Origin of the sequence: Pseudomonas sp. ChxA (assembly GCF_030263855.1) — a bacterium.
Taxonomy (GTDB): domain Bacteria; phylum Pseudomonadota; class Gammaproteobacteria; order Pseudomonadales; family Pseudomonadaceae; genus Aquipseudomonas; species Aquipseudomonas fluorescens_CB.
In genome coordinates this window covers 329,809-342,703 of sequence record NZ_JARPMK010000005.1, presented here as the reverse complement: position 1 = coordinate 342,703, position 12,895 = coordinate 329,809, and the positions used below count along the sequence as shown (strand labels likewise).

Below are 12,895 nucleotides of genomic sequence, written 5' to 3'. Positions count from 1 at the left end.
CCTATATGGCTGAGGTCGCGCAGTGTCATTGAAGCGTATTTCCAACGAGCTCGAGCAGCTCTGCACCGTCAAGGATCTGTTCGTATATGAGGTGCCCGCTGGCGATCGTCGGGAGGTCTATCCTGTCATCACTGAATACACCCGTACATCCTCAGAATCACGGCACATGGGCAACTACGAGTTTTACAGGGCACGCGCAGTCCACCCGGCAGCTAGTGGATCCTCATTCCATACTTGGAACAATCAGGTATCAGTCGTCATTTGCCATCAAACCCGACGCGTGAAGTTCGGGCCTACTGGTCAATTGATCATGCACAAAAAGGGCGTAGGTCTGGGCCCAGCTCTCATGTCCAACGTGATCGAGTGGCTCACCAAGCAGGATGTTGCGGGCTACGCAATTGACCCAGGTTCCCTTGCTGATATCGACGCCAGCACTGAAAAAGCACGGGAGCAACGCAATCGGTTCTACATGGCTTTCGGCTTCGTTCTTTCCAATCACGATCAGAGCAGGACAGGTATCGAAGTCATTGGCGGAACCTTCACTGCAAAGTGCGTGGGGGACCTGTTCGTGCCTGATCGCTACTATCGTCGCCTGAAACCTTGGTTCGGATTTGAGTCCGAACTGCGCGATGAGCGTGAGTGTGGTGTGAAGAGCCTGGCGGAGCTCAAGCTAATTGATAGATGGACCGATAGTGCCAGCGGTTTGGGCAGGTGGATCTTGAAAAAGATGGGATGGCCAGCTCGATTTACCACCCGGCATATGCACAAGCGTAAGAGCTGGGAGCCGCAGCCAATCATGACATCAGTACAAACCCCAGAGTGATTGCAGCCAGCTGAATGCCAAACGGACAATTCTCCCGAGAGGATGTCCGTTTTCCATTAAGCCATTCGCGCCCGGCGGGCGATTGAATTTGGGGTCATGCTTATGAGTTGCATCGACGTGCCATGATCCGCACCCTTGGCTGATCCAGAACAGCCCAGGTAGAAGACCCTCATGAAACGCCTCTCCCTTAGCCACCTCATCCTCTGTGCGCTCATCGCTGGCAGCATCTCGGTCATTCTCACCTCACCGGCCAGCGCCAGCCAGGCTGCCCGTGACCGAGGCCCCTCGCCCACACCGGCCGCATTCGCTGCATGTGTTAACCACAAACTCGGCGATCGGGTGATCGTCAAAACAGCAGCCGGGAAGTCGCTGAACGGGACCTGCCGCAAATACAAAGACAAGCTAGCCGCTCGCACTCATATCCGGCACAAGAAGGACAAGAGCTGGTGGAAGTCTCTTACTTCCTGGATCTAACCAGAAAACAAGAGGCATGCTTGATAGGACTCGCTTTCAATACCTCGAATAGTCTAGGAATAGTCCTCGACTAGGGCAGCCGGTTGCTTTCGGTCAAGATCGATATGAGTCCGAACTTCTTAGCTTTCCGTAAATTGATCCGGACGATTCTTTCAAGAGCCATCTTGTGAGCAGACGATTGACCAGAAAAAGCTACTGCGTGTGCACGTGTTTCTCGCACCAGGAGCTCATTCGCCAAAGAATCCTCGCTGCCGAGCCAACAGAGGGTTCGGTGCCACCAGTTGCGACGATGAGCATAAGTGAATGCTCGCTGATACTCCTCGATAGCGTGGCGCACTTGGTGACCTATGACGCCATCTGGCTCAAAGGGATCCGCCTTCTGTTTGTCTGTCCCGGGTTCAACGTTGTGCGGTCCTCCAGATGATTCAACCAAAGCCTCACAGCCACTCAGGTCGTTCGCCAATTCATTTTGAAGGAACGTGCGTAGCCGAGAAGACATGTAGATGTCGTACTCTGTCTTAGTGGTCCGGGACAAATCCACACTGATTTTTATCATCAAGAAATTCCTGTGAAACTGACACGACCATTCAGGCCACGCGCCGTGTTTAGGCTTGGGATTACGCCGCGGCTTTGCGGGTATGCCCGAGCTTCGCTTTGAGGATTATTGCATTTATATCCAACGTGGTTTTCTCAGGAACAGTCAGTTCGGCAGGTCAAAGGACTGGTTGGCTGCAGTGGGACCGGAAGAAGGGCCGTGCACTATGTTGTGACCCTCGAGCCAGGCCTTAATTTTGCCCAGGCTGACGGGGTTGCCACTTGCAACCGAGAAAACGAAACCAGTCTGAAGCAAGACCAGCACGCTCCGATCATCAAACGCAAAGACCATGAATTCTGCAGACTCTTCGTGATGGATCATCTTGGCGGTACCTGCCGCCTCAGGTAGAAGCCAGTCGAACCCCCGCCCAGCCTCTGGATTCACAGAGTTGGTCAGCTGTATCGCCCGGCGCTCTTCTCCAGGAACAGCCGGCCGTCCAGACGCAAGCATGGCCGCGTCGAACTGGGCTAGCCGATCAAATAGTGACTGTGGCACTTGATGGTCCTCATGGTGCTTACTTGGTGCTGGTTAGGATAACGCCTCGGCCCAGACCGGCCATAGCGCAAGAATCAAGCTGGTTTACTTACCCCTGTCCTTTCCCATCTGAGGATACTGATCGCTTTGAACTGGCTAATACCCAAGGAACCTCGCTCGTTCCTACTTCTCGAGCCCGGCCTGGTCAGCAACGCCTCGACGTCTGGCCTTTTTGCTTCGAAGATCTGGAAGGCGTTGTAGTCGCCATCAAGCAAAACCAGCATCACAATGTCGAAAGGTTGCTTCAGGTCGATCGATCCAAGCCTGCCACCTCGCATGCGACGGTTCGGGAAATACCGTCCCTTGATCTGGATCTTGAGGTCTATGCCATCTTTAGTCTCGATGGCGTCGTAGCCCGCTGTTCTGGCTTGCTCCAACTCTAGACCGAGGATTCGAGATGCTTCGTACTCAGCCACCTCGCCGGTGACGCCCAGAGGCTTGCCAGTCAAATGGTAGTAGCGCCTTGCTAGCAATTTCGCTTCGCTGAGGATCTCGTAAACGTCGTCGGGTTCTTCCATTTTCATGACATTTTGCTTCCTGGGAAACTCGGCTGAATCAAAAGCGGGAAAGCCAACGGCCTAGGTTGTCATGAATGGAGATGGTTTTGTCCATTTCTGATTGAGCAAGCTCGCTCAAAAACGGTGAGGACTCTACAAACAGCCGGCGTAGCTCGCTCTGGAGAATCGAGGCGCTCACTCTGCAACTGTTGAGCAAAGCTGCTTCATCACTGCATACAGAGGCAAGCTGATCGTCGCTCAAACATTGAGAAGCCAGATCTTTCGCCTCACGCTCAAGCTCAGCGCGCCGTGACTGTACGGCAATGATTTGCTCCTTTAAATTCTGGACACGCTCATCTGCATCGTCGATTTTCTGCGACAGTTCAACAGCAGATGCATTCTTTGGCAGGAGGGTCTTGAGCCAGTGATTCATCTTATCGTTTCCTAGGTAGGGGACTGATCTGAGGCTTATACGGATGCCACGGATAGTCATAATCCACTCAATGGACACGTGCCACCAGCTAGGACAGTGAGCAACTGCTTTTTTATTAGATGACCAGCATGGAAGTGCAAAGACAAACTAATTGCCAAGGATCATCAAACTGGGGGCTTCTTGTCTAAAATTTTCTACCAGGGTGGTTCTGGCACACATGATTCGCCCTAAAACTGTGCTCATACCGAAATGAACACAGTGAAGTAATCATGACAACCGCCCACGCAAACCTGATTAACGTTAAACAAGTAGGCCTCTTCGAAGAGATCAAGCTTGAGTCTCCACGTGGGCCGGTTGTAACCCTGAGTTTTGATGAGAAAGTCAGAAGTGCGATCAACGCAATCAAACAGCAAGTAATCAATGGCGCTAACTTGTCCGTCGCCTGGAGCGGTGGCAAGGACAGTAGTGTTACTTTGAATCTGGCTTACAGCGCACTTTCCGAACTGAAAGCTGAGGGAGTTGAAGTCCCCACACTGCACCTTGTCAATTCTAATACAAGGATGGAAAACCCAAGAATTGACCAGTACAACAAGGGGCAGATTAAATCTATCGAAGCCTTCGCAAAGTCCGCAGGCATTCCTACTAGGGTATGGATAGCCTCACCCAATCTGAGCAACGATTATCTAGTGGCGATCTTGTCCGGCCGGTCGATCATGAGTGTTGGCGCAAGTTCCAAATGCCAGCAGATGGTCAAGGCGGCCCCTCTTGATAAAATCAAGCGACAAGTCAAGGCTTACATTGCTGAGAAGGATGGCGTAAAGGCCAAGGATGCAAACCTAGTCACTCTCATCGGCACCCGCTTTGATGAGAGCAGCGCTCGCGCCACCAAGATGAAGGCGCGCGGAGAAAGCGCTACCGACGCGGTAGACGCTATGGGCAATGGCCAGATGGTCCTTAGCCCTATTGCCAACTGGGATACCTTCGATGTTTTCACATACATCGGCTATGTTCGCTCGGGTAAGTTCGCCGCCTACGACAACTTTGATGAGCTTGTGGAAATATACCGGGAAGCGAATGGTGGCGAGTGCATGGTTAATATGTACTTGAGCGGTACTGAGCAAGCCCGCCCGGCATGTGGAGCCCGCACTGTTATCGTCGAAACAAAAATGTATGGCCAGACTGTCTAGTGATGCTTGATATTGCTGGCTAAAGACCCAATCCAATTGGAGGTCAGATGCCACGCAAACCCTTCTCCAAGTCTGCCCTTGAGTCGAGTGAACGACCGCTCCTCCAGCGCAAGCTGCCAGAAAACACCCCCCAAGCAATCCAAAAAAGAAGCACTGCAAGGGGACAAGTGGATGTTTCAGCTCAAGGGTTGCTTGTCCGAAACAAGACCACTGGCACCAAGGACTTCGTCCGTGACTTCACCGATTTTGTCAATGAGTATCCGCACCATAAATTAATTGTTCAGCAGTTACTCATAGGTGCGCAGCTCCATGCCGCAAAAAGATTGATCACGTATCAATCCCATCAAGACATCTATTACTCAATCCAAGAGTTTGTGCTGTTTCTAAATAGCGCTGAGCCGATCAATAAATCAGTCAAAGGTGTTGCTGATGTCGATGGGCAGGTATGCATGAATTTTAGGTCATTTTTAATTCGTTCGTATCCAGGCCGCACCGTAAATAGAAAAAGATACGGTGCATTAAAAAATATATTCATCTCGTTGAAAAATAAATATAAAGGGCAGGGCTGGGTCGGCAAAGAGTTTCAATGGCCACTTGGACCGGCGATGAACGAGCAAGTAACAGAAGGATATAGCAGGGAGATTCATAATAAGCTTGTAGAGGGATGCCTGGTTGATATTAAGTTTATTATGAAGTGGATGGAGAGTTACAAAGGTCTAGTGAAAGACGGGCAACCAATGCTGGAATACGATCTTTCATTAGAAAACTTGATGTTTGATCTAGTTATGAATGAGCAGGCCAAAAGATCCAATGGGTCGATCAAGGCGACACATGTTAAGGGGTTTGAGTGGGTCATACGCATCACTGGAGATGTTAAATATTACATACGGGAAAATGGAATAAGTATAGAGAAGTTTCTGGGCATTTACCGAGCCCGCGCCCATGAACTGGCGGCTAAAGGTCGCCCTGTAGTTGGTACTGAGGTCAGTGAACGGGGGATGGTGTATGGCTGTGATCGAGAAGAATCTGGGCGAATTGCAACTGCAAATGTAGGAAGACTTTATCCTGATTGGCCTATGCAAGTGAGCTTCGAGGAAGCTGGACATCTCTTTTCCTCTGAGTGGAGTAAAAACACCGCTCACGGAACAAACAAAAAATATTCTACGCTGGAAAAAAGATTACGGTCGGCCTTGATGTATATGAGGGTCGGGCCAGAGCACCTACCCTATGAAGTAGGTCAAATGGCATACTTCAGCAGAGTAGCTTTCACAATGGGAACTATATTCCCATTCTTTCTCTTCGTGATGTTGCAGACGGGCTGGAACTTTGAGGTTGTGGTATCGATAAGCGATAACCTAGACGACCACATTGAGGAGGACCTTCTGGATGATGACTATGTGATTATTTATGGGTACAAGGGACGGTCCGACAAAAGCCAAATGCATAGATCAAACAAGCGAGATAAGTTTGGCGCGTATCAGGTCTTGCGCTTTGTTGCCGCTGAAGTAACCAAGCATTTGTCGTCGCCTCATTATTTAAAGGGTAAATTATTCCAGTGTGTCATTTCGAAGAATCTTTGGAATAAGTTTGGTCGCTTATGCGCGCCCGTAACCACTACGAATTTTGGGCACGCTTCAACGGAGTTTCTACTTCGCCACGGCATAAAATTGGATACGGATACCAAGTCCCAGAATTGAAACGAAACGTCTTCGAACTACCTATGAAACTCGACGGAGAGAACAGGGTTTAGATATTGACGAGGTTTCGGCAATGATGGGGCATTCGAATCTCGATACCACAGTAAATCATTATGATAGTGACTGGGGGCGGCAGAAATATTAAATGGTCGTCTAAGGAAGATTCAGAGAAAACATGAAGAAGATTTTAGAAGTTACTCAGCAAATCTTCTTACAGATGTGTCTTTGGTTGAGCTGCGTGAAGCCACTCTACGTTGCGGTAGCAAAGAAGAACTAAGGTCAGTTGTTGCACCATTAGTCGGTAGGCTGAATTCTTCTGAAGATGCGGTAATACAGTTGCTTTCTCCGGAAGGTCAGACATTCATTGCAAGTTGTCTAAACTCAAGGCGACCAGATTGGCCAGGCGCTGAAAGTTTTCTTAGGACGGATACGCCGTGCAACTACTTCAATCGTTGTCCGTTATGCTCACAGTGTGTGATCTTCAAAGAAGCATTACCTTTTATTGCAAGAAGAATTTCCGACCTTGACGGTCTGAGGGAGCGGTTAAATCCCTTAGAATGGGAGAAAAGCTATCGGGCTGAGTATTTAGGGTGGAAGGGGGTTATAGAGGGCTGGGGGGACCCGATTGAGATTGCGGAGGCAATAGATCAATCGAAACATCACTGCTATGCACTGCCATTGACAATGATAGGGCTCTCATGACAACTCCAACACGTGACCAATTAAAAGCAGTTTTAGAAGAAATAAGAAGTGGACTGGGTTATTACGAGGAAGAGTCAGAGCCTATCTCTGCTGAAGAAGATGATGAGGCTCTGAGTGGCGACTCTTCACTTGGGCTCATTTTCGATAATGTAAATATACTCAATCTTTCAAAAATAGATAAGAGCGAGTGGAGTTATATTAGGGTAAGTCCTAGAAGCTCTTTCGGCGATCCGGTTTGGGATTTTGGGGATTACCCCTCACCCTATGGATACCCCATACGAATCAATTTTGATTATGATAATATGTATGGTGTGAATGTTTGTGGCGTAGGGCACGAACATTGGGTGAATATTGCTAGGGCGCTGCTATTTTACCGTGTACCGCATTTCGGAATTCATGGTCGTGTTAATGCTTATACATCTCTAGAGACAGATAAAACTAAAGTATTAAGACTTGTCGGGTTGTTTCATGCCGAGGGTCTATATTTAGGTTCTGATAATTCACCAGATTATAGGACGGTGAATGATTTGGCCAAGTCGAGTGTGGAGCACTATATAGAGTCGCTTCCCACCTCTGGAATTAAGTGGGAGTTCTGTTACTTAATGTCCTTCTGGCAGGGCATGTCATCGATGGGTATGCTTCCGCCAGAGTACTCACTATACGATTCATACGTAACTAAAGATCTTGTCGCCAAATATAGAAGAGAATACGACGAGTCCTCTCGACCTTTCGAACCAATTCCGCTCGATGACTATGCAGAAATATTTAAATACTGCGTGGGATTTGTTGAAAACTATAGCGCTGATGTCCTATGGTTGTATAAAAACTTTGCACCAACGATAGTAGGCGCTTTTGAGACTCCCGAAAAGCTTGCCGCGATTAATTTTGGTGTTTCAACGGCGTCCGTTGAGGGGGTTGAAAGATTTAGGGATTATAAGCCAAAGTTGCTAGATAACGGTATGCCCTGGTGGGGAATAGTAATCAAAGAAAGAACGCATGAGAATGATGAGGGCAGTATTTAAATCAAGCAGCTGTAATTAGCGTCGTTGTAGCTCTGATAGATGCGTGTATCGTACTTCTTCTTTGTCTGACTGGCATGCGTCGATCAGAGGTCATTGGACTTAAGGTGGATTGTCTTTCATTTAAGGCTGATGGATATTGGCTTACTTATACTGTTTTCAAAACTTCGATTTCTTCACAGGGCGATATTAAAACAATACCTATTCCGAAAATTGCTGCGGACGCAATTGAAGTCGTAGTAGAAATGGGACGTGATGCTCGTGCTTATGGTAAGCACGACTATCTGTTTGCCAAGATACCAAAGTTCAGTTTTGGAAACATTCCGCAGACCACTGGGATTGAGCGATCTTGCAATCGAGTGGCAGGCAACCTAGGTATTCAATATAGAGTACACCCACATCGTTTTCGGAAGTCTCTAGCCCTTTATATAATTCATCAAGACTCGCGTAATCTAGAAATTATTAAACGCCTTTTTTCTCACCGTAGCTTAAAAATGACGCTAAAGTACATCCTTTCTTTACCTGGCGTGAACGATGAAGTCAAAGCTACCTTGATTGAGGAAAATACGGAGATTCTTGTCGAAGTTTTGCAAGGAGTCATTTCTGGTCAAATTGGGGGCATTGGCGGGAAAAGGTTGGCCAAGACTGCTAATTCTTCTCCAATACTCAGGGCTAAATTGCAAAACGCGGGAAAGAAAGCTTAAGTCAGTATGTCGCATCTTTGCTTGATGAAGGTGTGAAGCTTTTGCATAGAACGAATCTTGCAATCTGTTTGCGAACGCCAGGACTTACCAGCGAGTCACCTTGTGATGCTAAGAATGATAGCCCTGGGTCGAGGCTTCATCCAAATTTGTTTGCGTGTGACCCATATAATTGTAGATATGCTGCATTTGTCGAGGCTAATGTTCCATCATTAAAGAATGAGATAATTTTCCACGATAATATGATTAAGCATAGGTACTGTGGAGCGACTCAGAAGGAGTATTCGCAGAAACGAATCGCTGAAGCTTTTAAGAGGCTTCACGAGGTTGTAGGGGATGAGGCACATAATTTCCTTAAGCAGGTAGCGAATGGCTAAGCAAGAACTGCTCAACCGGGTATATGGGACTATTTCAGCGCTCCACAGAGGCGGCCGAAAAAAAATATCCGTGATGGAGGTTGCTAAATTATCTGGTGTCGCTCGGGCAACAATCAATCAAAAGCATGATCCTGACTGGGTGAAGGTCAGGGAAGTCATAAAAAGAACAGTTCATTCGGGGGGATGTAGAGGATTCAAGTGTGGTTTTCGAACAACCACTCAAAAACTCTCAAGAAATACATCATCGACTGAAAGAGTTGGAGGAGCAGTTATCCCTACTAAGGGAGAGAGCTAACACCACATATAATCAGTTGATCGAGAGGGTGCAATATTACTTTGCGTTGGCTAGTGAAAAGCCAGCTAAGCAAGTTGAGAAGGCTAAGGTCCTTCAAGAGCTAACTCATCAGAAGAATCAGAACGCAATTTTGCGTGCAGATCTCAAGGCGGCTCTTGCTGAATCATTAACTCCTGCGGTATCAGGAATTATTACTTCAAAAATTATTTTGGAAGTGCCTAATGCAGTATCAGAATCTGAGGCCATTCTGAATTTTTTGGAGAAACTGGACTCGTTATCTAATCAAAATCGATCTTCACTTGTTACCACAGTCTACATAATGTTCGGTCTTCCAATGTGCGGCAAGTCATCTTGGATTGAAAACCACAAGCCATCTACTCCAGGTGTATCCTTATATGTTAGTGGAGCAAGTGATACAGTTTCAATTCGGAGTTTGTTAATTTCTAGAATTAGGAAGGAATTTAACGTGCCTGTGCACTGTGTTCGATTTAGTATAGGCCTTGATGTCTGTATCTCTAGGGCCGAAAAACAGTTCAATGGTGCGGCTCTTGAATTGAATATTTTATCCATTAAAGGTGCGGCTGCGCGGCTCGAAGAAATACAATTCAGCGAAAATTTCGACTCAATCATTTTGGCATGAAATCAGTGAATGGTCTGAAGCGTTTCCAATCGTTTGTTGAAGAGCGACGTCGCTTGGGAGACTGGCGGAATACGGTTCAGCAGATATGACTAGGCTTTCAAGAGTAAAGCTTGTTGAAGCATGTGGGATTAAGCGGAGCTTAATTTATCAAAATTCACAGGTAGTAGCTCTGCTTCGTGACCTAGAATCCGAATTAAGAGCACATGGTGTTCTATATGCGCGCAGTGCGGATACTAATTGTGTTCCCCAGAATGGTTCAACTCATGACGAGGAATTTGAGCTACGGTTAGTTGATTTATCTGCTTCGCTTTGTCAGTTTAATCAGTATTTAAGTGATGTTTCTAAGTCACTTCTGATGTACCCCTTATCGAGGCCAAAATAATTGTGTGTATCCTTCATTTTGGAAACGGTTTGGCCAGCCACTCTGGCTATATGCGAGCGCGCGTAGGAATTTATTTTGATGATAATCACAACGTCCTTGAAGCACCGACCATGTGGGCGATGGCTGTCTCGAAGATACGTTCAAGGAGTGATGAAACGACAAGAAACTATGCGAATATCCTGAGAAGGTTTTTGCAGTGGTTGGACGATAGCCCAATCGAAGGGGGTGAAGTTGTATTTGGTGCGCAGAACTGGCAGTTGGTGGATGAGGATGTTTTTGATGCCTTCCTTGTTCACATAGCATCTCCAACGGATGCGCTTCCTGATGGTCCGTCTCACAAAACCATGTATCACATTGCGGCAAGGGTCTGGAGCTTCTATCAGTGGGCCGAAAGGCAGGGCTATAAACACTATTTGGATATCAGTAGGACTGATATCCGATACATGCTGAAAGACCAGAAACTCCTGGCCCATATCAACCCAGGGGTTAAAGTTACTACCTTGGGATTTAATCTGCCCAGTGGTAGACCAGCAATGCATCAACGAGAAATGCAGAAATTTGTAAGGCAAACTGATTATGAAATAGCTCTCGGTGTGATGAATGATCCTGTTTATCAAATTATCGCAGCGATCATACGAATTACCGGGCTTAGACCGATTGATCTTTTTCAATTGCCCTACCGAGGGAAAAATGAAAATTATGGATTCATTCCTTATGATGAGGGTGAGTACCCAGAAGGGTTAGATAATGGAGCTATCTATTATTATTTTAGGTCCAAGGGAAAATGGCGTTCCATAGACTTTCCAGGGAAGCTGTGGAGAGTTATTTGCGAGTATTATTTACCCTTAAGGCGGCAACGAGCGAAGCTATATGAGGCTAAGCATGGCATTCCACCAAGGAATAGCGACTTGTTTCTTTCCGCTCGTGGTGATGTTGTTACTCATGGAATGCTTGGTTATAACTTTAGCAAGGTGGTTTCTGCAGCGAAGAACTCCGAGAGCGCTACTGATTTTAAAGCCATACGATTCAATGCACGAATGCTCAGGCACACCTGTGCGACATATTTTGTTTATGAGGCGTTGAAAGCCCAGAATAGACTTGGAAGGAGTTTTGTTTACGATGCAGCGCTCGACGAAGATCTCAGGAAAATGCTGGGCCACACTAATGTTAGAACTACACTTGAATACTATGTTCATCTAGTCAACCGATATGTGCACGACAATCTTCTGACTGATCTTCATCGCTCACGCGTTGATGCTGGTTTGTCCGCTATTTTAGACCGACATAATTACTCTGAGATTGTGGTATAGAACAGGCACTAGGGATGGTCTGAAGTAGCCATGTATTTCCCGGCATACCACCTAGCGCAACTTTTAAACTCGCCAAATGATCAAAAAACAATCAATTCGACGAGTATTTCTTACGTTTTCGCCACCCGGACCCCACTCCGGTGGCCATTTCCCGCATTACAGGCGCACCTCTCCTGCATTCGTCAGTAAATGTCGGCGCGCCATCCACAGGTTCGACAGAGCGAACAGTGTCACCAGTTGCGCCGTGTTTTGGCCAAGCCGCGAAAGCGCACCTTGGTGTAACCGAACTGGCGCTTGATTACCCGGAACGGATGCTCGACCTTGGCGCGCACCTGAGCCTTGGCCTTTTCAATCTTGCGCTTGGCTTTGTACAGCACGCTGCGCTTATCGAGTTTTTTGTAGGTGCTGCGGCGTGCCGCCACCTGCCAGATAACTTCACGTCCTTCATGCTCGGGCCGCTTTTCGACACCGGTGTAGCCTGCATCGGCGCAGACCACGTTTTCGTCGCCATGCAGCAATTTGTCCACCTGGGTGACATCCGCCACATTGGCCGCCGTGCCCACTACGCTGTGCACCAGACCCGATTCGTCATCGGCGCCGATGTGGGCCTTCATGCCAAAATAATACTGGTTTCCCTTCTTGGTCTGGTGCATTTCCGGGTCGCGCTTGCCGTCCTTGTTCTTGGTCGAACTGGGCGCATTGATCAGCGTTGCATCGACGATGGTGCCCTGGCGCAGCGACAGGCCGCGGTCGCCCAGATAGCCATTGATGACAGCGAGGATGCCGGCCGCCAGCTCGTGTTTCTCCAGCAAGCGGCGGAAGTTGAGAATGGTGGTTTCGTCGGGGATGCGCTCCAGGTTCAGCCCGGCAAACTGGCGCAGGATCGTGGTTTCGTACAGCGCTTCCTCCATCGCTGGATCGCTGTAGCCGAACCAGTTCTGCAGCAGATGCACACGCAGCATCGCCATCAACGGGTAGGCCGGACGGCCACCTTCACCTTTCGGATAATGTGGCTCGATCAAAGCAATCAAGCCCTTCCACGGCACCACCCGATCCATCTCGATCAGGAACAACTCCTTGCGGGTTTGCTTGCGCTTGCCAGCGTACTCGGCGTCGGCGAAGGTCATCTGCTTCATCGGGAAACTCGGTGGGTGGGGTCGCGGTATTTTGCCAAATCAGAAAGTCTTTTTCAGAGTTTCCCTAGGCTGACAAGCCAAGCGCTGGATCGC

The 12,895-nt window shown here is 48.0% G+C and carries 13 protein-coding genes and 1 pseudogene; 9 read left to right on the top strand and 5 right to left on the bottom strand.

Annotated features, from left to right (window positions below):
- Nucleotides 1–28: 28 nt before the first annotated feature.
- Nucleotides 29–823 (top strand): hypothetical protein, encoded by a 795-nt coding sequence (locus P5706_RS36415; protein WP_078466040.1) that lies wholly within the window; start codon nucleotides 29–31, stop codon nucleotides 821–823.
- A gap of 171 nt (nucleotides 824–994) precedes the next feature.
- Nucleotides 995–1,297 (top strand): hypothetical protein, encoded by a 303-nt coding sequence (locus tag P5706_RS36410; protein WP_078466039.1) that lies wholly within the window; start codon nucleotides 995–997, stop codon nucleotides 1,295–1,297.
- Nucleotides 1,298–1,367: 70 nt separating this feature from the next.
- Here P5706_RS36410 and P5706_RS36405 read toward each other — a convergent pair whose 3' ends face one another.
- The 4 genes from P5706_RS36405 to P5706_RS36390 form a co-directional block, all read right to left on the bottom strand.
- Nucleotides 1,368–1,853, bottom strand: coding sequence for a hypothetical protein (locus tag P5706_RS36405; RefSeq protein ID WP_078466038.1), 486 nt, complete (start codon nucleotides 1,851–1,853; stop codon nucleotides 1,368–1,370).
- 144 nt (nucleotides 1,854–1,997) lie between these two features.
- Nucleotides 1,998–2,387, bottom strand: a complete 390-nt coding sequence (locus tag P5706_RS36400; protein ID WP_078466037.1) for a hypothetical protein — start codon at nucleotides 2,385–2,387, stop codon at nucleotides 1,998–2,000.
- 74 nt (nucleotides 2,388–2,461) lie between these two features.
- Nucleotides 2,462–2,950, bottom strand: a complete 489-nt coding sequence (locus tag P5706_RS36395; protein WP_078466036.1) for a hypothetical protein — start codon at nucleotides 2,948–2,950, stop codon at nucleotides 2,462–2,464.
- A 31-nt stretch (nucleotides 2,951–2,981) separates the two neighbouring features.
- Nucleotides 2,982–3,356: a hypothetical protein gene (locus P5706_RS36390; RefSeq protein WP_153045981.1), complete on the bottom strand. Its 375-nt coding sequence runs from the start codon at nucleotides 3,354–3,356 to the stop codon at nucleotides 2,982–2,984.
- 269 nt (nucleotides 3,357–3,625) lie between these two features.
- Between P5706_RS36390 and P5706_RS36385 the strand changes: the two genes are divergently transcribed.
- The 7 genes from P5706_RS36385 to P5706_RS36360 all read left to right on the top strand — a co-directional run bounded on the left by P5706_RS36385 (nucleotide 3,626) and on the right by P5706_RS36360 (nucleotide 11,666).
- Entirely contained in the window at nucleotides 3,626–4,543 is a 918-nt protein-coding gene (locus tag P5706_RS36385; protein ID WP_285685537.1) for a phosphoadenosine phosphosulfate reductase domain-containing protein, read from the top strand.
- Between the two features lie 47 nt (nucleotides 4,544–4,590).
- Nucleotides 4,591–6,240, top strand: a complete 1,650-nt coding sequence (locus P5706_RS36380) for a hypothetical protein (RefSeq protein ID WP_285685535.1) — start codon at nucleotides 4,591–4,593, stop codon at nucleotides 6,238–6,240.
- 698 nt (nucleotides 6,241–6,938) lie between these two features.
- Complete coding sequence (locus tag P5706_RS36375) at nucleotides 6,939–7,964, top strand: hypothetical protein (RefSeq protein ID WP_285685534.1); 1,026 nt, start codon at nucleotides 6,939–6,941, stop codon at nucleotides 7,962–7,964.
- A gap of 14 nt (nucleotides 7,965–7,978) precedes the next feature.
- On the top strand, nucleotides 7,979–8,665 hold the full coding sequence (locus P5706_RS36370) for a tyrosine-type recombinase/integrase (RefSeq protein WP_352231497.1): 687 nt from the start codon (nucleotides 7,979–7,981) through the stop codon (nucleotides 8,663–8,665).
- 574 nt (nucleotides 8,666–9,239) lie between these two features.
- On the top strand, nucleotides 9,240–9,974 hold the full coding sequence (locus P5706_RS36365; protein ID WP_143513840.1) for a hypothetical protein: 735 nt from the start codon (nucleotides 9,240–9,242) through the stop codon (nucleotides 9,972–9,974).
- Nucleotides 9,975–10,059: 85 nt separating this feature from the next.
- Nucleotides 10,060–10,356, top strand: coding sequence for a VPA1267 family protein (locus P5706_RS37380; protein ID WP_502945539.1), 297 nt, complete (start codon nucleotides 10,060–10,062; stop codon nucleotides 10,354–10,356).
- A 29-nt stretch (nucleotides 10,357–10,385) separates the two neighbouring features.
- Nucleotides 10,386–11,666 carry a tyrosine-type recombinase/integrase gene (locus tag P5706_RS36360; protein ID WP_169882235.1) on the top strand — a complete coding sequence of 427 codons (1,281 nt, stop codon included), beginning with the start codon at nucleotides 10,386–10,388 and terminating at the stop codon, nucleotides 11,664–11,666.
- 156 nt (nucleotides 11,667–11,822) lie between these two features.
- On the opposite strand, the pseudogene P5706_RS36355 reads toward P5706_RS36360, so the two are convergent.
- Nucleotides 11,823–12,802, bottom strand: a pseudogene (locus tag P5706_RS36355) (IS5-like element IS1384 family transposase).
- Nucleotides 12,803–12,895: the final 93 nt, after the last annotated feature.

What these genes read in the sequence shown, in the direction of transcription:
- P5706_RS36385 (WP_285685537.1), top strand. Translation starts at nt 3,626, where the DNA reads ATGACAACCGCCCACGCAAACCTGATTAACGTTAAACAAGTAGGCCTC.
- P5706_RS36410 (WP_078466039.1), top strand. Translation starts at nt 995, where the DNA reads ATGAAACGCCTCTCCCTTAGCCACCTCATCCTCTGTGCGCTCATCGCT.
- P5706_RS36375 (WP_285685534.1), top strand. Translation starts at nt 6,939, where the DNA reads ATGACAACTCCAACACGTGACCAATTAAAAGCAGTTTTAGAAGAAATA.
- P5706_RS36380 (WP_285685535.1), top strand. Translation starts at nt 4,591, where the DNA reads ATGCCACGCAAACCCTTCTCCAAGTCTGCCCTTGAGTCGAGTGAACGA.
- P5706_RS36390 (WP_153045981.1), bottom strand. Translation starts at nt 3,356, where the DNA reads ATGAATCACTGGCTCAAGACCCTCCTGCCAAAGAATGCATCTGCTGTT.
- P5706_RS36395 (WP_078466036.1), bottom strand. Translation starts at nt 2,950, where the DNA reads ATGAAAATGGAAGAACCCGACGACGTTTACGAGATCCTCAGCGAAGCG.
- P5706_RS36405 (WP_078466038.1), bottom strand. Translation starts at nt 1,853, where the DNA reads ATGATAAAAATCAGTGTGGATTTGTCCCGGACCACTAAGACAGAGTAC.
- P5706_RS37380 (WP_502945539.1), top strand. Translation starts at nt 10,060, where the DNA reads ATGACTAGGCTTTCAAGAGTAAAGCTTGTTGAAGCATGTGGGATTAAG.